Origin of the sequence: uncultured Arcticibacterium sp. (assembly GCF_964021845.1) — a bacterium.
Taxonomy (GTDB): Bacteria; Bacteroidota; Bacteroidia; order Cytophagales; family Spirosomataceae; genus Arcticibacterium.
Window position 1 is genome coordinate 73,891 of the sequence record NZ_CAXHZC010000001.1, and the last position, 26,336, is coordinate 100,226.

General features: G+C 38.9%; 9 protein-coding genes. 6 read left to right on the forward strand and 3 right to left on the reverse strand.

What is annotated here, in order from left to right:
* Nucleotides 1–97: 97 nt before the first annotated feature.
* From AADJ06_RS00320 to AADJ06_RS00335, 4 genes are all read left to right on the forward strand, one after another.
* Entirely contained in the window at nt 98–931 is an 834-nt protein-coding gene (locus tag AADJ06_RS00320) for a sugar phosphate isomerase/epimerase (protein WP_341224389.1), read from the forward strand.
* A gap of 193 nt (nt 932–1,124) precedes the next feature.
* Nucleotides 1,125–2,246 (forward strand): Gfo/Idh/MocA family oxidoreductase, encoded by a 1,122-nt coding sequence (locus AADJ06_RS00325; RefSeq protein ID WP_341224390.1) that lies wholly within the window; start codon nt 1,125–1,127, stop codon nt 2,244–2,246.
* Nucleotides 2,247–2,276: 30 nt separating this feature from the next.
* Nucleotides 2,277–5,897 carry a PVC-type heme-binding CxxCH protein gene (locus AADJ06_RS00330; RefSeq protein WP_341224391.1) on the forward strand — a complete coding sequence of 1,207 codons (3,621 nt, stop codon included), beginning with the start codon at nt 2,277–2,279 and terminating at the stop codon, nt 5,895–5,897.
* A 166-nt stretch (nt 5,898–6,063) separates the two neighbouring features.
* Nucleotides 6,064–8,199, forward strand: a complete 2,136-nt coding sequence (locus tag AADJ06_RS00335) for an alpha-galactosidase (protein WP_341224392.1) — start codon at nt 6,064–6,066, stop codon at nt 8,197–8,199.
* Nucleotides 8,200–8,277: 78 nt separating this feature from the next.
* Here the strand turns inward: AADJ06_RS00335 and AADJ06_RS00340 are convergent, their stop codons facing one another.
* From AADJ06_RS00340 to AADJ06_RS00350, 3 genes are all read right to left on the reverse strand, one after another.
* A complete protein-coding gene (locus tag AADJ06_RS00340; protein WP_341224393.1) occupies nt 8,278–18,003 on the reverse strand; it encodes a 3-coathanger stack domain-containing protein in 9,726 nt (3,241 codons plus the stop codon).
* A gap of 58 nt (nt 18,004–18,061) precedes the next feature.
* Nucleotides 18,062–18,409, reverse strand: a complete 348-nt coding sequence (locus AADJ06_RS00345; protein ID WP_341224394.1) for a LytTR family DNA-binding domain-containing protein — start codon at nt 18,407–18,409, stop codon at nt 18,062–18,064.
* Between the two features lie 421 nt (nt 18,410–18,830).
* On the reverse strand, nt 18,831–21,524 hold the full coding sequence (locus tag AADJ06_RS00350; protein WP_341224395.1) for an ATP-binding protein: 2,694 nt from the start codon (nt 21,522–21,524) through the stop codon (nt 18,831–18,833).
* Nucleotides 21,525–21,729: 205 nt separating this feature from the next.
* On the opposite strand from AADJ06_RS00350, the gene AADJ06_RS00355 reads away from it, so the two are divergent.
* Both AADJ06_RS00355 and AADJ06_RS00360 read left to right on the forward strand, forming a co-directional pair.
* Entirely contained in the window at nt 21,730–24,507 is a 2,778-nt protein-coding gene (locus AADJ06_RS00355) for a DUF5689 domain-containing protein (protein ID WP_341224396.1), read from the forward strand.
* 134 nt (nt 24,508–24,641) lie between these two features.
* Entirely contained in the window at nt 24,642–26,099 is a 1,458-nt protein-coding gene (locus tag AADJ06_RS00360; protein ID WP_341224397.1) for a Gfo/Idh/MocA family oxidoreductase, read from the forward strand.
* Nucleotides 26,100–26,336: the final 237 nt, after the last annotated feature.

Here is a 26,336-nt window from a genome sequence, read left to right on the forward strand (position 1 = left end):
AAATATAGGTTAAAAAACAGTCAGTAGTAGCAAATTTATAGGTAGTTAATTGTTATATTCCTTGATAATATTGTAAAATAAAAATGCGTATAGGAAGATGACTAATAAACTAGGAATGAATCTCTTACTCTGGGGAGTGGATATGACAGAGGAAATGTTTCCAACATTGGAACTGATAAAAGAGACTGGTTTTGACACCGTTGAAATTCCAATTATGGATACAAATCCCAAAAAGTGGGAACCATGGAAAACGAAACTAGACGAGCTAGGATTAACTGCGGTAGCAGAAACAATTAATGGTCCTGAGCACAATAGCATAGATAAGAGTGAATTTAAGAGAAAAGAAGCACTAGATTTTAATAAGGCTGTTTTAGACTGTGCGGATGTGCTAGGTGCTGAGCTTTTGATTGGACCTATTCATTCGGCTTTGGGAGTTTTTACGGGTCAACCAGCCACGGAAGAAGAAAAAAAATGGGGTGCTGAGGTACTTCATGACTTATCTGAACATGCTCAGAGGTATAATATCACTTTGGGCTTAGAATATCTGAACAGATTTGAGAGCTATTTAGTCTCCTGTACAGATGAGCTAGTAGAGCTTATGGGGAGAGTTAATCATCCTTCCTGTAAGCTCATGTTTGATACTTTTCATGCAAACATTGAAGAAAAAAGGTTGCCAGATGCCATCAGGAAGATGGGGGAACATTTGGTTCATGTTCAATTATCGGAAAACGATAGAGGAACATTAGGGCATGGCCATGTTAATTTTGAAGAAGTGATAAGCACTTTGAAAGAAATTGATTATAAAGGTGTGATAAGTGTGGAGGCTTTCAGCCAAAAGCTTGTAGCAGCTAATATCTGGAGAAAGCTATTTGAATCTGAGGAGCAACTGACCAAAGACAGTTATAAATATTTGAAGGTTTTGACAAGGTAGAGCTAGGAATGTACAATGCTCTAATGACAAATGATTGAATGCAGCTACCAGCTCAATCGTGTCCTTCTATCGGCGAATAAATTAGCAGAATGGAAGAACAGTCTCACAAGGAGCGAGGACATATCCTCAACTAAAAAAAAGAAATTAAAAAACGCTAATGGCCAAAAGCCTAAAGCTCAAAGCAAAAAAAAACATGAGTAAAAAGATAAACATCGCGATAGTAGGTTTAGGATTTGGAGCCGAATTTATTCCAATTTACCAGCGTCATCCAGATGCTAACATGTATGCTATTTGTCAGCGTAATGTGGAGAAGTTAAATGCCATTGGAGATGCCTTTGGTATTGAAAAAAGATACTCAGATTATGATGAGTTATTGAAAGACCCGGAAATTGACGCAGTACATATTAATTCGCCTATTCCTAATCATGCGGAGCAAACCTTAAAAGGGCTTTATGCAGGTAAAGATGTGGCCTGTACAGTACCTATGGCCACTTCTGTGGAAGACTGCATGAAGATAGTAAAGGCTTGTAAAGAGACAGGGAAGAAATACATGATGATGGAAACCGTGGTGTATGCCCGTGAGTTTCTATATGTAAAAGAGTTACATGAAAAAGGAGAGCTAGGAAAAGTGCAGTTTTTAAAAGCCACACACCAGCAAGACATGGACGGCTGGCCTGACTACTGGCCGGGCTTACCGCCTATGCACTATGCTACGCACTGTGTGGGGCCTGTTACGGGTTTATTAAAATTAGAAGCTGAATATGTGTCTTGTTTTGGTTCAGGAACCATCAGAAAAGAATTGGCAGATATTCATAATTCGCCTTTTGCGGTGGAGTCTGCTCATATTAAGTTTAAAGATTCAGACTTAAGTGCACATGTTTATCGTTCGCTTTTTGATGTAGCTCGTCAGTACCGTGAGAGTTTTGAAGTGTATGGTTCTAAGAAGTCTTTTGAGTGGTCTTTGATAGAAGATGAAGAGCATGTATTGCATACAGCCAAACTTCCAGAACCAGAAATTCCTTCAAAAGTTACTGTGCCAGATTATGCTCACCTTTTACCAGAAGAAATCAGAAGTTTTACTACTGCCGGCGTATATGACGTGGAAGAAAACGAGCATTTGAGTTTTGCTCAAGGTGGCGGTCATGGTGGTTCACATCCACATTTGGCTCATGAGTTTGTGATGGCTCTAAAAGAAGATAGAGAACCTTTTCCTAATGCCGTTCAATCTGCCAATTGGACATCAGTAGGTATTTTGGCACACGAATCAGCCTTAAAAGGAGGAGAGAAAATATACCTGCCAGATTTTAATAAATAAACCGATTGCCGAAAGGCATTGACATATACTATGAAGAAAATTATTGTTTTACTCTTGCTGTTTTCAAATAGCGTCTTGGCTCAAGACGGTAGAAGACTTGAAGTTCTTTTTCTAGGTGATAATGGACATCATAAACCAATAGAACGTATTCCAAGTTTGATGGAAGCCCTTGGTCCAAAAGGTATCAATTTTACCTATACCGATGATGTGGAGGATTTAAACCCAACAACATTGGCTCTTTATGATGCCTTGATGATTTATGCCAATATTGATGAAATAGCTCCTAGCCAAGAAAAAGCTTTATTGGATTTTGTAGCTTCTGGAAAAGGCTTCTTGCCTATTCACTGTGCCTCTTATTGTTTCAGAAATTCTGATGAATACATAAAACTGGTAGGTGGGCAGTTTTGGAGACATACCATGGACTCTATTTCTACCAATACTTTGCAGCCTAATCATCCTATCATGAAAGGGCTAAGTCCGTTTACGGCCTATGATGAAACATATCTTCACAGTCATTTAGGTGAAGATATCAATGTGTTGGCAAGCAGAGAAATCAAGGCTGACCAAGCAAAGGATAAACCAGGCGTAAAAACGGAGCCTTATACTTGGACTAGAACACATGGAAAAGGAAAGGTTTTTTATACAGCCTATGGGCATGATGACAGAACTTGGAGTAAAAAAGGTTTCCAAGACTTGATATATAATGGCATACTTTGGACTGTCAATGATGAGGCTTTGGCCGCCTTTAAGGCTAGAAATGCAGCTCTTTTCAAATATAGAGAGGCAAAACTGCCAAACTACGAGCAGCGTCCTGGTGTTCAGCTACAGCAATTAGCCATGACACCTGAAGAGTCAATGAAGCACATTCAAGTGCCGGTTGATTTTACTTTGGAATTGTTTGCGGCTGAACCAAATGTGATGCATCCTATTGCCATGACTTGGGATGAAAAAGGGAGACTCTTTGTGTTAATCACGAAAGATTACCCTAATGAGCGTAAACCAGAAGGCGGTAGTGATTATATCTTAATGTGTGAAGATACTGATGGCGATGGCAAAGCTGATAAATTTAGTAAATATGCCGATGGTCTAAGCATTCCTACAGGAATGGTTTTCGCTAATGGTGGTTTGGTGGTCACGCAGGCTCCAGATATTATTTATCTGAAAGATACCGATGGAGATGATAAAGCAGATTTCAAGAAAACGATTTACTCTGGTTTTGGCACTTTTGATACACACGCCGGTCCTTCAAACCTACATTATGGTTTTGATAACTGGATTTGGGGCTGTGTAGGTTATTCTGGATATGAAGGCAAAACTGCCGATGGAAAGGACTTAAAATTTGGTCAGGCGTTTTTTAGGTTCAAAGCTGATGGCTCTGACTTACAGTGGATGACTACTACGTCAAATAACACTTGGGGTTTTGCATTCAATGAAACGAACGACGTTTTTGGGTCAACGGCCAATAACTCTCATGGCTGGTACATGGCAATTCCGCATTCTTATTTTAATGCCACTAATCGTGTCAATAACGGAAGTAAAAGCACAGATACCCATAGAGATATGAAGCCTATTACGCCTAAAGTGCGTCAAGTGGATGTATTTGGTGGTTTTACGGCAGCTTCTGGTCATAACTTTTATACGGCCAGAGCTTTTCCAAAGAAGTATTGGAATAATATAGCATTTGTAACAGAGCCTACGGGGCACATTGTTCACCAAAATAACATGGTGAAAAACGGTACAGATTTTACAGACAAAGAGGCTTTTAACTTAATGGCGAGTGCCGATGAGTGGTTCTCACCCGTTTTTGCATCAACGGGTCCTGATGGAGCCGTTTGGGTAGCAGACTGGTATAGTTATATCATTCAGCATAATCCAAGACCTGATGGTTTTGAGATGGGAGAAGGTAATGCTTACGAAACAGATTTAAGAGATTTTACGCATGGTAGAATTTACCGTGTAGCGTATAAAAGAGCTAAAAAATATACGCCATTAAGTCTATCAAAAAGTAAACCTTTGGGTCTTTTGGCTGCTCTTAAAAGTGATAATATGTTCTGGCGTATGCAGGCTCAGCGATTATTAGTAGAGCGTGGCGAAAAAGATGTAGTACCTTCTTTGGTAGAGATTCTTAGAAGCACAGACACTGACGAAATTGGCTTAAATCCTGCGGCTATTCATGCTTTATGGACGCTAGAAGGTTTAGGTGCCATGAATCAGACGATTATTGAAATAGGTTTAGACCATCCAAATGCAGAGGTTAGAAAAAACACCTTAAAAGTGATGCCTTTTACGGCCGCCTCCGTAGATCAGATAGTTTCTAAAAACTTATTAAATGATGAAGAGCCATTAGTGGTTTTAAATTCCCTACTAGTATTTTCTAAATCGCCCTTAAATGCCAAAGCAGAGAAAGCTTTCTTTGATAAACTGACGGCTTCTGAAAAAGTGCAAGACAGGTGGTTGCCTGATGCTTTTGCCGTAGTGCTTACAGCAAATAATGGTAAACTGATGAAAGTGCACATGGCAAATCAGGCTAAAGTATCTTCAAAAGAGAAAAGCATTATGAATCATGACCATCACAAAATGATGGAAAAGACCGAGGAAAAAGAAGTTTCTGTCAAAGGCTTAGATTTAGTGGTAACTGGAATTAATATTTCACCTTCTACTCCTGCCGTGCAAGAGCGAGTAGAAGTGGCCGTAGAAATAAAAAATCAGGGAGACCAAGACTTGGCTGCTGGCACTTTTGTGCCGTTTGAAATAAGATTCCAAGGGAATGACGTGCTAAATGTTCAGACCAGTAGAAATTATTCAGATGGAATTAAGGCTGGAGAAACGGTGTCAATAACCGGAAACTTGAATGGCCCTTGGAAAGGAAATATTGCTTTCAGTACTGATATAGCAGGAGAATATAATGTGGAGGTAGATATTGATAAATATGGTGAACTTACTACAGAAGACGGCTCTAATAACCATAAGACTACAAAATTGACTTTTAGTCCGCCTCAAAATATGAGTGCTTATGTGCTTGAAAGAGCCATTAGGTCACAAACCTCAGTTTCAACGCCATCAGAGGTGGTAGAATTGATTAAATCAGCTCAAGAGTTTGGTGCTGCTGGCAGAAACTCAATTTATAAAGCTATCTCTCAGGGAATAGATTACCGTGCAAAGGATATTGTAATTAGTGATGCCGAGAAAGCTTATTTGATTGGACTTGATGATGCTGGTAATACCTATTTAAGCAAAGTGCTTAAAGCATGGAAGGTGGTAGTAAGAGACCCAAATGTGAAAGTGATTACTATTAAGGCCATAAGAGAGGCCATGAAATATGACCTTACAGAATTTAAAGTGAAAGCAGGAGAAACAGTAGAACTTGTATTTGTCAATCCAGATGCCATGCAGCACAATATTGTTATTACGGATATTGGTGCTAAAGAAAAAGTAGGAGCGGCAGCTGACAAAATGATGATGGATACTGACGCCATGAAGAAAAACTATGTTCCAGATATGCCAGAGGTTTTGTTCGCTAGCCCTCTGGTAAATCCGGAAGAAACTTTCAGCTTAACTTTCAAAGTACCTTCTAAGCCTGGTAAATATCCTTACGTATGTACCTTCCCGGGTCACTGGAGGCTTATGCAAGGGGTGATGATTGTGGAGTAGGTTTGACGTAAGTTATAAGAAAAATAAGAGTACACCGTGAGGTGTACTTTTTACTTATATGACGGTGCGGAATCGAATTGCTCTATTGGTTTTCTTTAAATCGAAGGATTAATTCTATGTTGTTTTTCAATGAATTATTTTAAATTTAAGAAATACAATGAACTCCATGAAATACCTTCTATTAGTATTCTTTCCCTTATTTTCTGTTGCTCAGGATGATGTCGATTGGCTGGTAAGCCCAATTGAAGAAAAAGCCGAAATTCTGGTTAGTAAGAATAATATCATTTTACGTAATGGTTTGCTCTCTCGCACCATAAATGTGGCTAAAAACGTATCGACCACCAGTTTTAAAAACCTTAGAACTGGTGACGAATTTATAAGGTCTCTTAGGCCAGAAGCGAGAATAGAGATAGACGGTGAAACGTATAATATAGGTGGACTTTATGGACAGAAAGAGCATGGCTACTTTTTAGAAGATTGGCTCTCTGGACTGTCGGCCAGTCAAAAGGATTTTCAATATGTCACTTATACCATTGACGATTTAAGTATACCATTTCCTACAAAAAACACCAATTGGACAAGCAGTGAAAACTTACCAAGTGGTAAAGAGTTGACCTTATTTTTTGACGCACCTAAAAGTGAGTTGAAAAATATTAAAGTGGCTATACATTATGCTATATACGATGGTGTTCCATTGATTTCTAAATGGCTGACTTTGGAGAATGTGGGGGAGCGTTCTGTGAAAATTGACCAAGTAGTAAGTGAGATTTTGGCAACTGTAGAAGAGGAATCTGCTGTCGTGGGAACACCAGAGCAAATGAAAACGCCTCAAAAACTCTACATAGAAAACAACTTCGCTTATAATAACGCCATGAAGTATCGCCTGAGCGACCAGGCCACCCATTGGAAGGTAGATTCCTCGTATACTTCTCAGGTAAATTATGCTTTGCAAACACCCTGCGTGGCGGAGGTTTATCCAGATTTGGGCGTTGGAATTAATCTGAAACCTAAGGAAACTTATACCTCTATTCGTTCCTATGAGCTTTTACATGATAATTATGATAAAGAGCGTCAGGGTTTAGCTATTAGGAAAATGTACCGCACCATAGCTCCATGGACTAATCAAAATCCAATTTTTATGCATCTTATCAGCACGGATGATAAGAAGGTTCGGGAGGTGATAGATCAATGTGCAGAAACGGGTTATGAAATGGTGATTCTGAGTTTTGGTAGTGGACTGAATATGGAAGATGCCTCTGACAAGAATATTGCAAAGTTTAAGAAACTAGCAGATTACGCCCACAGCAAAGGGATAAAGTTGGGAGGTTATTCGCTGTTTAGCAGCAGAAGTATTGATGACGAAAACGACGTGATTGACCCTGTGACAGGCTTACCAAATACAGGAGCCTTTTTTGGTCATGCACCTTGTTTAGCAAGTGAGTGGGGTTTGAACTACCTAAAAAGTATTAAAAAGTTTATAGTAGAAACTGGTTTTGACCTTTTAGAGCATGATGGACCATACCCAGGAGATGTTTGTGCATCTACTACGCACCCTGGCCATAAAGGCCTGGAAGATTCGCAATGGGAACAAATGAAACTTCAGAAAGAACTGTATCAATTTCTAAATGCCAGAGGTGTGTATATAAATTCACCAGATTGGTACTTTCTAGATGGTTCACATAAAATAGCTTTGGGTTATAGAGAGGTGAACTTTTCACTGTCCAGAGAGCAGCAAAAGATTCTTAATCGTCAGAATATTTATGACGGAACTTGGGAAAAAACGCCTTCTATGGGTTGGGGTTTTGTGCCATTGACCAAATATCAAGGTGGAGGACCAGAAGCAGTTTTAGAACCTTTGGCGGAGCATTTGACCGACTATAAACAACTGATGATGCAATATTATGGTGCTGGCATTCAGGCTTGTTATAGAGGACCAAGACTTTATGATACTGAAGAGACCAAGCAGGTAGTTAAAGAAACTATTACTTGGTATAAAAACTACCGCGAAATTCTAAATTCAGATATTATTCACCTCAGACGTGCGGACGGACGTGACTGGGATGGCATCATGCATGTCAATTCTCAATTGGCACAAAAGGGTTTGGTTATGCTCTATAATCCATTGCCGCGGGCTATAGAAAAAAACATCAATTTACCGCTGTATTATACGGGTTTGGTAGATAATGCCAAGGTGAAATTAAATGGGGGAGAGGCCACCTTTCATGCACTCAATAGAGATTACTCCATAGATTACAAAGTAACAATTCCTGCTCAGGCCTATGTTTGGTTGGTGATAGAGTAGGTTTAAAATAATAAAGCATGAGCCTCGGCTCATGCTTTGTGTTATGTTGATTTAGTAAATGTTGTAATAGGGGTTTAATTAGTCCACGCAAACATCTTCAATGTTTGCACTAAATACATTGCCAGCTGTAGCACTAAAGCCAGGAGCTAATAAAATGGCATTTCCGGCTGTGTACATTACGTCTGAATTACCATCTATTTTGTTTTCAGCATTGATACTTTGAATGGCCTGCTCTGTTTGTGTTTGGCTCAAAATATCGTTTGTTGGTGATAATAAATTAAGATTTGACGAGGTGATAGCCAAGCTTAAGGAACTCTCTGATGATACCACGGGCGAGCTAGAACGTATTTTTATTTTATAATTATTCCCACCAGCTATATTGTTTGGAATAGTACATGAAATACTTGCTGGGTTTGATGAACTGCCTATAAGTATTTGATTCTCAAAATTGCCATTTACGTCTGAAAGGTAAGCTTGATACATGTTACCCACATTAAAATTAGATACTCCAGAGGTGCTAGCCGAAATACTCAGGTTAGCTCCTGCACAAATCGCATTAGTAGAAAGTATAGGGCTACTGATTTCTCTATCTCCGGACACCACCCAAAAGCGAATTACATCAGGGCCTACCACTAAGCCCTGAGAGTTATCTTGTGCATAACCTCTAGCTATAAAAGTGTAGTAGTTAGTTTCAAATACATCGCCATAAATAGCTCCATTGTTTTCATAAAGTGAGTAAGGTGCCTCATTATCAACATAAAACTGGGTATTACCTGTTCCAGATAGCTGAAGTCTGGCACTTTCTATTAATGGCAATTCACAATTAGGGATAGCAAGTACGGTCATTCTTCTATTAGAAGCTTGTACTTCCATTTCGCTTACTAATGGTGAGAATACCTCAGGCACTGCACCATCACTGTATGCCAAAAAGTAGGACATGCCAGGCGTGCTACAGTTTACTACTACATTGGTGGTAGCGGTACCCGTACATAAACCATTTGTAACCGTAACGGTATAAATACCAGAGTTTGCAGGTGATGCATTTGCTATGCTCGGGTTTACTATGTTGCTAGTGAAACCATCGGGCCCTACCCAAGAATAGCTTGGTCCTCCGGTTGCCATTAAGTTAATGGTTTCTTGCTCTTCATAGGGACCATCATTTGAAGCAGTTACTACCAAATTATTGTCAAAAACAACTTCTGTGGTAGCTGTACTTGTACAGCCATTCGCTGTGGTTACTGTAACAGTGTACGTTCCTGTATTTGAAATAGTAACTGCGGCACTATTTCCTAAACCGTTTGACCATGCATAGCTTAAACCACCTGAAGCAGTTCGGTTTACGGTGTTTTGTGTACAGTTTAGGCTGTCCGTTCCAGTGATGTTTACCGTAGGCGGAGTATTGTCAATAGTGACTGCTGTGGTAGCTGTGGCCGAGCAGCCATTTGCTGCCGTAACAGTTACGGTGTAAGTTCCTGCCGTATTGATATTTGCAATGGCATTAGTTCCTAGTTCATTAGACCATGAATAGCTAGTTCCCCCAGATGCGGTCCTAGATACAGAAGTAATGTCACAGCTGAGATTTTCTGAGCCAGTGATGCTTGCAGTAGGAGGCGTATTGTCAATAGTTACTTCAGTAGTAGCGGTGCTTGAACAGCCATTAGCAGCAGTTACGGTTACGGTATAAGTTCCTGCTGCACTGATAGTGGCTTGTTCCGTAATATCGCCATTAGACCAAGAATAACTGTTTCCAACAGAGGCGGTTCTTGTTACAGAAGTAATGGCACAGCTAAGATTATCTGAACCAGTGATACTGGCCGTGGGAGGAGCGTTACAAAAACTATTACCTAGAATGGCGAAGGTATAAGGGCTCTCGTCAGCATCATCATTGGCAATGCTTATGGTGGCGTTTCTCTCTCCGAAAACTGAAGGGTCAAAAGTAATATCAAAATAAACACTATCTCCTGGAGCTATGGTAGTTTCACTTGGCTGAAGAATGGTAAAGTCAGCCGCATGAGGTCCAGATTTAGTAATAGGATTAGGGCCTAAAGTTAAAGTGGAAGTACCTTCATTTATAATCATAAAGATATTGGAAATAGTTCCAAAGTTTATACCCGCTACACCAAAGTCTGTCAAGTCTGAAACTGATGGGCTCATGTCTCCATTTGCTATGCTTACATAATTACCCCTGACGTCTATTTCTCTAAAGTTATCAAACAGGAATGGTACTACATAACTACATGCTCCGCCGTCAGGCGTTACTTTGGCATAGAGAGTCTGGCTGCCTAAAGGCAATGTATTATTTGGCACAAAAGCATTGGGTGGCATAAATGTACCCGCCAAAACTGTAGCTGCTTCATCTGTATAAACGCCATTTACCGTACCATTATAAGTACCGCCATAGGTGAATAAGGTAGAAGGCGTATTATTGACAATGATGGAAGAATTTGTTGAATTTATGATAGTGTTGCCCGTTTGTACACTATATTTTAATATGCCGTCATTGGTGAATGTGTCGTCATTTTTTAGGGTATCGACAACTAGAATATAGCCTGCATTTGTAATCGTTCCGGTAGCAGCACTAGTTTGATAATTTATCAAATTACCCTTGAAGATCTTAAGTTCAGCACAGGTAGTGTTTATTAAAGAGTTGATGCTACTTAAGCCATTTTCACCGACAGGAGCATTAGCTCCTATTGTAATCTTTCCAGAATTGGCGAAAGCTCCACTGTTTCTTAAGCCCGTCTCAGTGGAATTATCGATATGAATTTCGCCTCCAGTATTGTTGTCAAAAACGTTGCTATTTTGTATTCCATTTTGCCCTACGAGAGCATTAGCTCCTATTGTTATCTTAGCATAATTATTTATAGACCCTGAAGAAATACTTACAAGGCCACTCAGGCTTGACCTGTCAATTGAAATTTCGCCGCCAGTATTGTTATTTAAGCTAGCATTGAAGTTTCTAATTCCATATATTCCCACATTTGTGTTCGCCCCAATGGTTATTTTGGCACTGTTATTTAAAGTTGCACTACTATTTAGTATCCCATTTGAGTTGGTTCTATCTATCACGATGTCGCCACCTGTATTATTATTAAAATTCGATGTATTATAAAGCCCAAAGTTGCCCACGTTGCTACTAGCTCCTATAGTAATTTCTGCGGCATTAGTAAAAATGCCAGTTTCATTATAGAGTGCATAATCAGAAGTACTATCAATGCTTATTTCACCTCCTGTATTATTATTAAAAGCTGATAAATTGTATAAGCCAATCTCACCTATGCTAGCAAGATTACCCATTGTTAGTTTACCATTGTTATTTACAGTACCATCATTATAAAAAGCAATTGTTTTGCTCGCAATAGTCTTAGAATTGTTAATGGTAAGTTCTCCTTCAGTGGCTATGGTAAAGCTTGCTCCACTTCGTACTTCTACAGATTTTGCTACCGCTGTGTTTACACTTAGAGTAGGCTGGTTTGCAGGCCCGGCAGGAATAATTACATCATTGGTTGCAGTAGGAATACCAGCGGGTGCCCAGTTACATGCATTGTTCCATACGGTGTCTACTTCTCCTGTCCATGTGAGTGAGTCTGTGGCGGTGGCTACTACATTATTGTAAAGGAAAGGCACTGTAACTGGCGTGCTACATGAAGAAGATGTTATACTAGCATAAAGGGTTTGTGTACCACCAGGTAAATTGCAGGCTGGTTTAAAATCAACATCTCCATCTATTAGATAAGTCCCTGCGGAAACGGTAGCAGCTTCATTTGTGAAAATACCATTTACAGTACCATTATAAGTGCCTCCATAGTTAAAGATGGTAGAAAGCGTATCATTGATAATGATGGAAGAATCTGTGGCATTTATAATGGCATTGTTGGTTAGTACACCATACTTTAGAACGCCGTTATTGGTGAATGTACCTGCATTATTTATGGTGTCAGACACGTAGACATAGCCGATGTTATTGAGTAATGTCCCGTTATCATTTTTTAATTTACCATGTTCAATTTTAATAATTGCACAAGAGGTATTGTTAAAGCTTGAGAAATTATACAAACCATAATTACCTGTTTCAGCATTAGAGCCTATGGTAATATTAGCATCATTATTTATAGTTCCAATATTTAAAATGGCTGCTTCTGTACTTCTATCAATGATGACTTCGCCTCCCACATTATTGTTAAAGTGAGAATGATTCACCAAACCATAATCGTCAATAAAGTTTTCAATTCCGATAGCTAATGTGCCATGGTTTTCTACAGTGCCGTAATTAATGAAAGTGTGTGATTCAATATTAAAATTAGCTTTTGACCCATAAAGCTCCAGTTTACCGCTAGCTGCTATGGTAAATGTGGCACCAGATTGTACCAAGATACTCCCGGCTTTGGTATTGTCAGTAAAGATGGTAGGCTGGTTTGATAAACCTCCAGGTATCACCACATCATTTGTAGCAGTTGGTGTACCTTTAGGTGCCCAGTTACAGGCTTCATTCCAGTCGGTACTTACTGCACCTGTCCAGGTGAGTAAGTCTGTAGCGGTGGCCGCTGCATTATTGTAAAGAAGAGGTACTATCTGGGGTGTGCTGCAGCTAGAGGAAGTAATACTAGCATAAAGAGTTTGCAAACCCAGTGGTAAATGACATCTAGGAGTAAAACCATTTGGAGCTGTAAAATCACCTGCCGAAACTGAACCAGTCTCATCAGAAAAAATACCATTCACCGTACCATTATAAGTACCGCCATAGCTGAAGAAGTTAGACAGTGTATCATTGACAATGATGGAAGAATCTGTTGAGTTTACGACAGGGTTTCCAGTTTGTACACCATATTTTAAGATGCCATTGTTAGTAAATGTTCCTTCGTTTTCAAGCTCTTCTATTACATGGGTAAAACCTGTATTGGTGTAGGTATGACCAGAACTGTTCAATAGTTTACCCCGTTTCAAGAGTATTTTCCCGCAAGCATTGTTGTTAAATATACTTTTGTTCCAAAGACCTCCATTTCCAATTTCTCCAATAGTAATGGTGGCAGCATTTGTAAACTCACCATTTTGATTTATTATGCCAAACGTAGTTGAGTTGTCAATGTTAATATCTCCGCCCGTGATACTGTTAAATATTGCATCGTTAAATATTCCAAAAGCACCTACACTTGCATTTGACCCAATAGTTATCTTAGCGGCATTTGTAAACGAACCAGCTTGATTTAAAAGTCCAATATTACTTGAGCGGTCAATGCTAATATTCCCACCAGTATTATTATTGAAAGTAGCTTTGTTAAGAATACCGTTATCACCTATGCTGGTATTAGTTCCTATGATGATTTTTGCAGAATTAGTGAAAACACCAAGTTCATTTGTTAAACCGGCTGTATTGGTATTATCAATATTGATTTCACCTCCCGCATTGTTATTAAAAGTTGCAGTGTTTTGTAGACCGGAATTTCCGACAGAAGCAATGGATCCTATGGTAATTTTAGCTTGATTGGTGAAGGTGTTTGTAACATGCCATAAACCAATAGAAGATGTACTATCAATGGTGATTTCTCCGTCAGTATTATTATTAAAAATTCCTTCAGTATATAATCCTATATAGCCCGCAGGTGCATTGGCTCCAATGGTCAGTTTAGCAGAATTATTAACTGTTCCTGAAGTGCTTGAAAAGGCACGAGCACCTGAGTTGTCAATATTGATTTCACCTCCCGAATTGTTGTTGAAAATTGCAATATTAGATATACCATTTAAACCTACCGAAGCATTGGTGCCTATATTGATTTTTGCTGCATTAGTAAAGATGCCGCTTAAGGCTAATCTGTTTACAAGGCCCGTATTAGTAGTGCTGTCAATATTAATTTCTCCGCCAGCATTATTATTGAAAGTGGATTCATTCAGCAGTCCGTACTTACCTACTGATGCACTAGATCCTATGGTAATTTTAGAATAATTATGAAAAGGTTCTAATCCATAATGGAAAAGGCCTGCTTCAGTCGAATTGTCAATATTAATTTCACCTCCCAAATTGTTATTAAAAGCAGCATTATTTCGAATTCCATATTCACCAATACTTGCATTTGCTCCGATGCTTAGCTTAGCTTGATTACTAAAAGTACCAGACACATTAAAAAAGCCAATGCCTGATGAATTATCTATCTTAATATCTCCTCCTGCATTATTACTAAACGTGGCTCTATTAAAAATTCCATTAAATCCAGGGGAGGCTACGCTTCCTAAAGTAATCTTGGCTTCATTGGTAAAAACATCATCATTGATAGTTAAACCATCATCGCTTGCATTATCAATTTTAATATCTCCTCCTGTATTATTGTTGAAAGTAGCGGAACTATACAATCCATACTGGCCCACCGGCCCATTGGCACCTATCGTGATTTTAGCAGCATTTGTAAATATGCCATCTTCGTTAGATAAACCTCTCATCGTTGATTTATCAATATTGATTTCTGCTCCCGTATTGTTATTGAAGGTTGTCAAATTATGAATTCCATAATCTCCTCCTGAAGAATTGGCTCCTATGGTTATTTTATCAACGTTGGTGAAAGTTCCTCTTAGATTATATATACCATAGTTGATTACATTATCAACGCTTATTTCACCACCTGCATTATTGTTAAAAATGCCCTCATTCTTAATCCCATGTGGGCCAGTTGAATGATTTGCACCAATATTGATTTTACCTACATTAGTAAATATACCCACCAAATATTGATATAAGCCAGCATCAGAAGAATAGTCAAGATTGATTTCTCCGCCTGCGTTGTTGTTAAAAGTCGCAAAATTAGCCAGTGCGTTAGAACCTACCGAAGAATTAGCCCCTATGCCTATCTTGGCATCATTGGTAAAGTCTCCAGAACGGTTAAAAATACCCCAATCTGATGTACTATCAATGCTTATTTCTCCTCCGGTATTATTATTAAAAGTTGATAAATTGTATAAGCCAACCTTACCTATTCCAGCGAGGTTACCCATTGTTAGTTTACCATTGTTATTTACAGTACCATCATTATAAAAAGCAATGATTCTGCCCGCAATAGCCTTAGAATTATTAATGGTAAGTTCTCCGCCAACGGCTATCGTAAAGCTTGCTCCACTTCGCACTTCTACAGATTTTGCTACCGCTGTGTTTACGCTTAGCGTAGGTTGGTTTGCAGGTGCAGAAGGAATAATTACATCGTTAGTTGCTGTAGGAATGCCTGCGGGAGACCAGTTACAGGCTTCGTTCCAGGCGGTGCTTACCGCTCCTATCCATGTGAGTGAGTCTGTGGAGATGGCTAGTCCTGAACTAGCACCTTCATAGGCTCCCATGTCTATTCTATTATTTAAGACTCTGTCATTTCCAGCTAAATCCACCAAACCTATATTTAGGCCTGTGGTATCCGTAGTTCCTTTATCTATTGCTGGCGAGCAAGCCATTAATCTAAGGTCACTATTGGCAGCATCCACAAAAAGCGGATCTCCAGTAATACATCCTGTACCGCCAGCGTAGTTTTGTAATGAGGTATATGTAACTACAGGTGTAGATGAATATAAATTTTCTATATCTGCTCCAGCTACGGTAGTGCTTGTAACTTTCTTATTGTTCCAGAAAATACAATTAGTCACAGTTGGGGAAGAAAAATTGTTATACATCCCGCCGCCAACAGAACTCGCTATATTAGACGCAAAGGTAACATTGGTCAATTTTGCTGAAGAAGCAACATTAAATATCCCTCCACCGTAAGTCGCGGTATTGGCGGTGAATGTCAGATTGACCATTGAAGGGGAAGAAGTATTGTTATAAATCCCACCGCCCTCATCCGCCGTATTTGCCGAAAAGGTTACATTGGTCAATTTTAGGGAAGAATAAACATTATACATCCCACCCCCGTAAGTCGCCGTATTGGCAGTGAATGTCACATTGGTCAATTTTGGGGAAGAAGAATAATTATACATCCCACCGCCACTATACTGAAAAAAATGATAAGAACCATAAACTATGTAGCTGCTTCCATTTGCCTCACTAGCTGTGATGGTCACATTGTCTAGCACAGTAGCAAGGGTTAAGCCTGCAGTGATAAATACGTGATACGCACTATCTGTGGCTGTACCTGCTGTTACTAAGTCTCCACTTAGGATGGTGGCTGCTCCTATAGGTGTACCTGCACTAGCACTGTATCCACCGAGTATTACTACATTGCTATCTACCAAATAAAAGGCTCTATCTCTTGCATCTGTAGTAATGCCAACTGGGCTAGAGGTAGGATAGTACGTACCTTCTGCTACTAGTATGGTATCTACACCTGTGCAAGCCATTCGAGCATCTAATGCATCTTGTAGGTCAGTGTAGGCATTTGCCCAAGAAGTACCCGTACCATTGCCCGTGGCAGCTAAATCTACATATACTACTGATGCCGCAAATAAGCACGGATTGTATTCATACGCTCCGATGCTAGGAGGGCTAGGACGTGTATAGCCTGTAATGTCTTCTGACGGTGCTCCAGTAGCTGTTCCGGCACCTTTTAAAATAGAGTTACCTGTAATTATTAACCCATCATCTGCGGTCATCCATACATCATCAGGGCCGTCTAGGTCTGTGCTATCTACGATGATGTCTTTGTAGTATAATCCACTTAAGTCTACTGTTCGTGTGCCTGATATATTTGAGGCATCCGAGGCATTGTTAGAACTTTCAGAGGCAATAGAACTTGAAGATAAGTATACATCTGCTCCACTTGAAGCTGTATTCTTAAAGAATAGGGTATTGATTAACTTCGGACTAGAAGAAAAATTATACATTCCGCCACCGTTAGAGGTAGCCTCATTGGACGAAAACGTTACATTCTGCAATGTAGGACTAGAATAATAACTATTATACACCCCGCCACCGTTAGAAGTAGCCTCATTGGACGAGAAAGTCACATTCTGAAATGCAGGACTAGAAAAATTATTATTATAGACCCCGCCACCGTTAGTAGTAGCCTTATTGGACGTAAACGTTACATTCTGAAATGTAGGACTAGAATAATAACTATTACAGACCCCGCCACCACTATAAGCAGCCTCATTGGAGGTAAACATTACATTCCGAAATGTAGGATTAGAATAATTAAAATTATACACCCCGCCACCATCGCCACCTACGCCACCCGTAGAGGTAGCCTCATTGGACGAGAATATCACATGCTCCAATGTAGGACTAGAATAATAACTATTATACATCCCGCCACCATTAAAAGCCTCATTGGACAATAACGTCACATTCGTAAATGTAGGACTAGAAGAATAGTTATACATCCCGCCACCAGAATATGTATGAAATGATTGAGATGCGTAGGAAATAGTACTACTTCCATTCGCATTTCCATCTTGTACAGTAAAGCCATCAATAACGGCTGCACTGGTCAGGTTAGCTGTAATAAATACGTGGTAGCTATTGTCTGTGTTATTACCTTCGGTGCCTATGTCTCCACTTAGGATGGTAGCATTGTTAGTCCAGTCTCTTTGAGAGAGTGCAGTCTCTGTACCATCAAATCCACCATAAATTTTTATGTCTGTGCCTATGTGAAAACTTTTGTCACGAGGGTCGGTAGATATGTCGTCTGGGGAAGCCGAAGGAAAGTAAGTGCCTGCAGCTACCCAAATTTCTTGGTTTGCAGTAGTTGCGTCTATAGCATCTTGTAAACCTATGTAGGCATTGGTCCAAGAGCTTCCGTTATTGGCTCCACCAGCACTAGCGTCTACATAAATATCTTGTGCCAAACTTACAGAAGAGAAGCACAAAAAGGTAAGGATTAGATATAAAAGTTTTTTCATATTTATTGGTTTAAAAAGACGCAAGCAGTCGTATGCTGCTTCATCTTTTACAGGGGTTTTAATTATTCGGGTTAGTAAAGGCCAAAAAGGGGTTAATTCTACGTCGTGATATTTTTATCAATTGAGACTTGCCCGTTTTTGTAGTTTGCAGTATCAGGTTATTTGGTCCAGACTTAATAATGTGCTTTGTGTTAATGACAGTGGAGCGGTTAACTCTAAAAAAAGCATTGCCTGCTAGTCGTTTTTCTATAGTGCCCAAATTGGTAGAGCTTAATATCTTAGAACCATTTAAAAGAAACACTTCTGTATAGTTCTGGTCTGCTTTTAGCATTAAAATCTGCTGGGGTAGCACCTCTTTTCGTGCACCTATTTTTACGGGAATATGGAATTCAGACGTATTTTTCATAACATTTACTTTAAGCAAGTTTTGATAAGTCTCAAGCAATAAAAATGTGTCCAATAAAATTTTCAAAAAACCGATCTAGGACGAACACCCCTTTTTATTACCCGAAGGGTATGTTTTTCTTATCGAGCAAGTGGTTCGACTTTTAGGGCTATAGCTTTTGTCGGTTTATTTGTCTTCATGGCTATCAGTTGAGAAAGTAAATTATCCTAATGGTGAAGGTTTACACTTGGTGTTACTTATCACACGTTTTGTAAGAATTTTTTCCTGATTACAAAGGTATAAGTGCTTGATAGCGAGTGGTAGGACAAAATGCCCAAATAGTGGGACAAACTGTGTGTTTGACTGTTTTTAGGGAATGATCTTGAGAGAAGTGTTTGTTTTACTGCTTTTGATAGGGAGAATAAGAGCATCTGGTTTTATGCTAAGAACGCCATTCTTGGGGTGTTAAACCAAACTCTTTTTTGAAGATCCTGCTGAAATAGCCAGGGTCGCTAAAACCTGACTTAAAAGCAATTTGACTAATGTTTAATTCAGAATTTTGGAGTAGTTCTTTGCCTCTTTGAAGTTTAATTTGCCTGATTAATTTGTTTGGCGAAATACCCATGAGAGCCATGAGTTTTCGGTGCAGCTGGGAGTGCGATATTCCAATAAACTGACAAAGACTTTCTACATTAAAGGCATGCTGGAGTATGTTTTCTTCTATGATATCTTGAACTTTCGTAATGAACTCATTTTGCGGGTTTTCCTCCTTAATTTGGGTGGAGGTATTGGTGATTTGTGAAAGGTAAAAAGCCTGTAATGCTTTTCTTGATTCTAGTAATTTACTTATGCGTATCATCAGTTCTTCACTATGAAAAGGCTTCGCCAAATAGGCATCTGCTCCTTTATCAAAACCTTCTAGCCTGCTATGTAGGTCGGCTTTGGCAGTAAGTAAGATGATAGGAATATGGCTGGTTTTTACTTCATTTTTTAGTTCATGACATACTTCGTAACCATCTTTTTGGGGCATCATCACATCAGAAATAATTAAATCTGGTATGAACTCCATGGCCATATTAATGCCTTCTTGACCATTATTAGCCAGCCTTATTTCAAATGACTGAGATAGGCAAGAGACTATATAAGTTGCCATGTCTGGGCTATCTTCTACTAGTAGAATTTGTGGTAAGTTTTTTCTTGACCTTACATTTTTTTCAGTGATTTGAAGAACTGGTTTTGCTAAGGATTCTAACTCAGGTTCATGCACAATAGGAGCCTTATTAGTAACAGGGAGTTTTAATTTGATTCGCGTGCCATGGTTCAGTTTACTTTTTACCTGAATGCTTCCATCTATCAGCTGCACGAGCTCATTTACAAGTGCTAGTCCTATACCCGAGCCTCCAATTTTTCTAGTGCTGGAGTCGTCTACTTGATAAAATCTATTGAAAATATGTGGTATGTTTTCTTTTGAAATTCCTATGCCTGAGTCACTTACGCTAATACTAAGCGAGGGCTTTTGTTTAGTAAGTAGCTTGATACTGACTTTTATATTTCCATTTAGAGGTGTGAATTTGATGGCATTTGTAAGTAGATTAATCATAATCTGCTGGATTTTATCTTTATCAAAATCCATGATTATTTGTTCTTCCGTAGATTTGAAGTTTAGTTTAATACTTTTTACTTCTGCCAGAGAATGAATGCTTTCTGTTAGGTATTTTATATAAGAGACTATGTCTGATTGCTGGTTATTGAAGGCCATATTTCCGCTTTCCAGTTTGCTTAAATCTAGCATTTGATTTACCAGTGTTAAGAGGCTATCTGAATTCCTGTTTATCATCGGAATACCTTTCTTTAACCATTTTTTAGGATTAGTAGAAATCTGATTAGCCATACCCGAAATAACGGTCAATGGCGTACGAAACTCATGGGTGATATTGGTATAGAAGCGTGTTTTTACAGCTTCTAGTTCTTTGAGCTTTTGGGTTTGTTGTTCTGCTTTTTGTAAGTCTAAAAAACGGGTAAATAGCTGCTCAAAAACCTTCCCAGAGCGAATTAGTGTTTGTTTGTCAAAATCAGAAAAAGGCTTGCCCACATTATTAAGCATAAATATGCTCGTGTTTTTAGAAATAGTGGCTACTCGGGCATAGGGTCCAGGTAATGCCAGCATTTTTTTCTGTACTTCTTTTGGGCTTTTGTCCCAAGGATGATGCTTAAAAAGGTGTTTGAAAAACGCTATTTTATCTTTATTGCTGATTACTTCATCTATGAAAGGAGTTCTGCTAGTTATGGCCTGATGTAAATTTAAAAATATTGGATTATCCAGGTAGGGCACTGCGGCTTTTTGAACATACTCGGCTGCTCCACCAGAGCCCCATAAAGGCACGTCTTTGCCTATTTCCTGATTTATACAGATAAAAACACCTCCGTTAATATCAATTTGATGCTTTTTCAAATGAAGGGAGACTTCATTTACCAAGTCCTGCAACTCGGTGGTGTCTTTCATGGCCATTCCTTTGACCCGTACATTTTCTAAAGACGCTTCTATTTCAACATTTTTGATAAGCAATTCAGAATTTCTTAGTTCTATCAAGCGGAGGTAGGCGTCATTATAAACTTGACTAAAACGCTGAAGAATATCTGCTTCAAACGAGTTTGGAGAATCACTAAAAATTATGAGCCCTGTTTTTGAGGCAAAACTCATTGAAAGCTGCAAGTTTCTTGCAAGGTTTCGCTCTTGATTTAAATGCTTTGAGAGGCTATCTTTTGGGCTAATGGGTGTTTGCCAAAATGACTCATTCTTTAACCGTTTTTGATGTATAGTGTTAAACCAAATATTATCTTCATAAGATAGGTATACATCATTGACCGTAGGTTTGTCCGCATTTTTATGGACTTCCCAAAAGGATAAGTCCTTGGATTTTGATTCATTGAATTTATAAAAATGAGCCCTTTGGATGTTAGAATCAAAAGTTTGGAGTACCTGAAAAATGCTTAAAAGAACTTCATTAAAAGCAGAACTATGCTTTAAGCTTAAGATTTGTGACTGAACCTTTTCAATGGACTTTTCTAAGGCTAGAGCCTTTTTGAGCTGGTTTAGCTCTGTTTTTGATTCATTGATAATTTCCTGTTTTGCCATTAAAACCTAAATGCCGAATGTGAATATAAGCTTAAATGCACAAATCAGACCAAAGGGTATATAGAAAGGCGTGTTTATTAGTGTTGGCCTCTATTTTACTATTCTTGAAAATAGTATTTCCCAATTACATTATTCCATATTTAATCAGGTTCTTACTTAATATCAATAAATATATTCCCGAACTTTACGACTTAAACTTTATCGCTTGAAATATCTATTTTCTATCCTTTTTATCTTTTCCAGTTTTCTGGGGAAAAGCCAATTATTCACAGAGTCTTTTGCTTATCCTGAAGGCACACCTTTAAGCACTCTTTCATGGGAAGTGCATAGCGGAGGCGATACTAATCCCATTTTGATTTCAGACGGATTAACATTTGGCGGAGCCTCTAAAGATGGTTCTGTGCATTTATCTAACGGAGGTCAGGATATTCATCGCGGTTTTTCTGCTCAAAACTCTGGTGCTGTTTATGCTTCGGTTTTGGTAAATGTGGCAGAGGCCTCTTCTGACGGAGAGTATTTTCTTCACTTAGGGCCGGAGGATTTAGGCACAAATTTTAGAGGAAGGGTATTTGTCAAAGCTCAAGACGGTGGAATAGCTTTTGGCGTGAGCAAATCTTCAAGCTCGGCTAATTATGGAAGTAACACTTTTCAGTTTAATAGAACATATCAGTTAGTTCTTAAATATACTTTTCAAAATGCGAGCAGTTCAGATGATAGCGTAGAACTTTTTGTACTTGAAAATGAGACGAATAATGAGCCTAGTAGTTTAGTTTCTGCTAAAACAGGAGAACATGATTCGAATAATATCGGTAGTGTGGCTTTTCGTCAAGGAAGTGCTAGCAAAGCCGCTACTTTGAGTATAGATGAACTAAGAATAGCCTATAACTGGAAAGATGCAACATCTTTAAAAAGGGAACTCTCGGTAGAGCTAAGCTTGCCAGAAAAGCTCTATGCTTATTCTTCAAAATGTACTGACGAGCCTGTTTTTCCGGTGACTTTAAATGCCTACTGGCCAGAAACAGAACTTAGTGTGTGGTCGCCTTCTGTCAATGTTATGGAGTTTTCACTTGATGGTGAAAATTGGTCTGACCAGCTTACTTTCAGGTCTTCTAATAATGCTTATTATGAGCCTTTCTATGTCAAAATGCTGGCTAAGGAAGGTTTGTCTGAAGGAGAATTATCCATTAGTATTGATAACTATGGGGCGGAGGTTATTGACCATATTTCTGCAACATATCCTATTTTTAGCCTAAGGGATAATTGCAGTTTGACTGTGGCAGACGCCAAAAGAGTACAAGGAGGAGACTCCGTTTTGGTAGCTGGAATAATCACTGGGTCTGCAAATGAATTTGCGGATTTTAATTATATAGAAGATGAAACGAGCGGAATAAGAATTCAGGGCGATTTTGGTTTTGAAATAGGGGATAAGGTTCAGTTTTATGGTATACTTTCTGAGTTAAACCAAGAATTGGTTTTGGAAGAAAATAACCAAAGAGCATCAAGCGTAGCAGGAAGGGAGGCTAAAGAACCTATGCTAGTGGAGCTTTCGGAATTAGAAGATAATGCGGGTAAACTAGTCAAAGTAGAAAATGTTACTCTAAATGACCCAAATTTTGTTTTTCTGCCAAATGTGAATGAAAGCGTAAGTCAAGGAAATAGAGTAAGTCCTGCCAGAATATGGTCAAGTACCAAGATTGATGGGCATTTAAAACCGCAAGGAGAATTTGACATTACGGGTGTGGTGGGTCAATACCGCGACCAATTTCAGATTTACCCAAGAGTATTGTCGGACATTGAAAATTTGGGAGCTATTCCGGTAAGTGAGTTAAACATCTCTAAAGAATATACGTTTGATTTGGCGGCGTGGAATTTGGAATGGTTTGGTAGCGAGGGAAATGGTCCTCGTGATGAGCAGCTACAAATGGCCAATGCAGTACAAACTATGACAGAGATAGATGCGGATGTATTTATCTTAGAGGAAATTACCAGCTTAAACGCTTTTGATGATTTAGTTAGTTCTTTGGAAAACTATGAGGGTATTTGCTCTCCAGCTGTTTCTGGTAGCGGAGACCCAGAATATGCTCAACGAGTATGTTTTGTATATAAATATAACACTGTAGAAATGGTGGAGCTGAAGCCTTTATTGGGCGGTACTCCTAATATATCAGACTATCCTGATAGTTTTGATAAGTTTTGGGCCAGTGGCAGACTCCCAGCACTTTTTGTGTGTGATGTGGAGGTTGATGGTGTGAAAAGACGACTTCATATTATTGGTTTACATGCCAGGGCAAACAGAAATAATCCAGATGAGAGAGAACTGGTTTATAATATGAGGAGGCGTGATTTGGAGGTTTTGAAAGACTCTTTAGACCTACATTTTTCGTTAGCTTCTATAATAATGGCAGGCGATTACAATGACGATGTGGACGAAACCGTGGTAACGGGTTTTAGCGAATCTACTTATAGTCATTTCATGGCAGATGAGGCAAATTATAAGGTTTTAAGCAAGGTGTTAAGTGACAATAAAGAGAAATCTTATATAGGTTATGATAATGTGATTGACCATGTAATGGTTTCTGATGAGCTTTTTGATAGTGCTCTAGAAAACGGTACACAGCTACAATTATCTTTTGCCGATATTGATGGCTATCCTGATAATACATCTGACCATTTGCCCATTTTGAGTAGATTTATGCTGAGACCAGTGGTTACATCTAAAGCATATTCAGAGTTAGACTCAGTTTTGATTTATCCAAACCCTACTGGAGGAAATCTGAGAATAGGATATGAGAATAGCTCTAAAGAGATTTTGAAACTTGAACTTTATAATATAAACGGAGAATTGATTGATAGTTATGAAGATTATTTAAATAGAGTGGAGAGAAAACTGTCAAAGGTTTTGGCGAAGCAATCAAGCGGAGTTTATATCATAAAACTTCTGACAGAGGGAGCGGTCAAATCGTACAAGATTGTTAAGAATTAAGCCCATATTCGCTGTTGTCGAAGAAATTATACTTTAAGTAGGCGTATTTTACTAGCTTATACAGATAAGCTAGTTTAGAAGTTGATATCCTGTGAAAATTGAAATAGTTTTATAAAAAAAGAAAACCTATCCCTATGAAAACAAATACTAGAAGAGATTTTATTAAGAAAGGAGCCTTGGCCGCGGGGTCATTTTATATAGTGCCACGCCATGTCTTAGGCAAAGGCTTCAAAGCTCCAAGTGATAAGCTAAATATAGCGTCAATAGGTGCAGGAGGAAAAGGAAGAAGTGATATTAGCCACGCTTATAATAATGGATCTGAAAATGTAGTGGCACTGTGTGATGTGGACTTAAACGAGGCGGCTAGTTCTATTAAGAAATTTCCTAAAGCCAAGATTTACAGAGACTTTAGAGAAATGTTTGACAAGCAAAAAGACATTGATGCAGTCACTATTTCTACGCCAGACCATAATCATGGGGTAGCGGCTATGATGGCCATGCAAAACGATGTTCATGTATATGTGCAAAAACCACTTACGCATAATATTTATGAGGCCAGAATGCTGACTGAAGCTGCCAGGAAATATAAAATTGTTTCTCAAATGGGTAACCAGGGAGCATCTAATCCAGAGCAGCAGAAAATGATAGAGTGGTTTAAGGCTGGTTTAATAGGCGATGTGGATAAAGTACATATTTGGACCAATAGACCCGTTTGGCCACAAGGAATACCTGTACCATCAGGGAAAATGCCACTGCCAAAAAGTATGTCTGCCGAAGACTGGGACACTTGGATAGGACCTGCCGCTATGGTAGATTACCACCCGCTTTACCACCCATTCAAATGGCGTGGATGGTGGGATTTTGGAACAGGTGCTTTAGGAGACATGGGCTGTCACCTGATAGACCCGGCGTTTAGAGTTTTAGAATTAGGTTATCCTACAGAAGTAGAGTGTAGTGTAGGGCAAATTTTCTTAAAAGACTGGGAGGCGGAATATATTCCTGAGGGATGTCCTCCTTCTTCAAGTGTTCAAGTGAAGTTTCCAGCCACAGCGGCAAATAAGAAAGAAGTAACCATGAGATGGTCAGATGGTGGAATAAGACCTTTTCATCCTAATATTATTCCGGACGACCATAGTGTAGGTGATGAAGATAGTGCCAATGGCGTTATTATGGAAGGAGAAAAAGGAGTGATGGTATGTACATCTTATGGACAAAGAGCCAAGATTTACCTTAACACGGGTGAAATTATAGAAGTGCCAAAGGGTTATGATGCTGGTATGAAAAACGTTGGAATGTCAGAATATGGACACCATACTAGCTGGGTAGAGGCTGTTAAAGCAGGTTTTGGCAGTAAAGAACATAATGAACTGACATCATCTTTCGATTATTCTGGTCCATTAACCGAGACAGTGATTATGGGTAATTTAGCTATTAGAAGTTACCAAGAAAGAACTTCTGGTAAAGGAAGAGGTGCCAAGTTTGAAGGTCGTAAGAAACTGCTTTGGGATGGTGAAAATATGAAAATCACCAATTATGACGAAGCAAATAAATTTGTAGGTCGCAAGTACCGTGATGGCTGGAAATTGATATAAAAAATTTAGCAAAAGCCTCTTTCGAGAGGTTTTTGCTTTTGTCCCTTTAGGGACGACACCTAGGTAAAAAAAGAAAACGTAATTCGTAGAACTTGTGTCATGGTGACAAAACGTGGATAGAAAAAATAAAAGTTTCCAAGAACATATCCCTTTAGGGATTGCAGCTCGGTAGAAAAGGAAATTGAATTCGAAAACATGTCCCTTAGGGACAAAACATTATCGGTCTTTAGAATCTGA